This window comes from Caulobacter sp. FW305-C-30-S16 (assembly GCF_058783025.1).
The window spans coordinates 1-845 of the sequence record NZ_JBYSYH010000011.1 but is presented as its reverse complement, the minus strand read 5'-3'; the positions used below and the strand labels follow the sequence as shown (position 1 = coordinate 845).

The 845-nt window shown below is 70.4% G+C and carries 1 protein-coding gene; it reads left to right on the top strand.

Annotation, left to right across the window (positions count from 1 at the left end; genetic code table 11):
• Positions 1-845: calcium-binding protein (locus AC3WJT_RS17355; protein WP_492344390.1), on the top strand; the 845-nt coding region annotated here is incomplete at both ends.

Here is an 845-nt window from a genome sequence, read left to right as displayed (position 1 = left end):
GTGGTCGATGACGCCGGCGATGTCGTGGACGAAACCGGCGGCGACGGCGTCGATCTGGTCATCAGCCGGGTCGGCTGGACGCTCGGCGACGGTGTCGAGAACCTGACCCTGGGCAACGGCGGGACGATCGGCGGCACAGGCAACGCGCTCGGCAACATCATCACCGGCAACAGCAGCGCCAACACGCTGAACGGCATGGCCGGCGGCGATGCGCTGAACGGCGGCGGCGGCAATGACATCCTCAACGGCGGCGACGACAACGACATCCTCGATGGCGGGACGCAGAACGACACCCTGAATGGCGGGGCCGGGACCGACATCCTGCTCGGCGGCGCCGGGCACGACACGCTCGACGGCGGCGCCGACGCTGACCGCATGACGGGCGGGGCGGGCAATGATCTCTACATCGTCGACGTGTTCGGTGACCTGGTGACCGAAGCGGTGGGTGAAGGAACCGACACGGTCCAGGCCTCGATCAGCCACCGGCTGGCGGCCAACGTCGAGCACCTGACTCTGACCGGGTCTGCCAACATCAACGGGACCGGCAACGCCCTCGCCAACGCCCTGACGGGCAACAGCGGGGCCAACTCCCTCAGCGGCGGCGACGGCGCGGACATCCTGAATGGCCTGGCCGGCAACGACAGCCTGCTGGGCGAGGCCGGCAACGACGCGCTGAACGGCGGCGCGGACAACGACAGCCTCGCCGGCGGCGCGGGCCAGGACCGTCTGACCGGCGGGACCGGCGCGGACGCCTTCGTGTTCACGGCGGCCGACATCCGCCGCAGCGGTCCCGGGTTCGGGCTGACGCCGGACAAGGACCAGATCCTCGACCTCAGCTTCGCCGC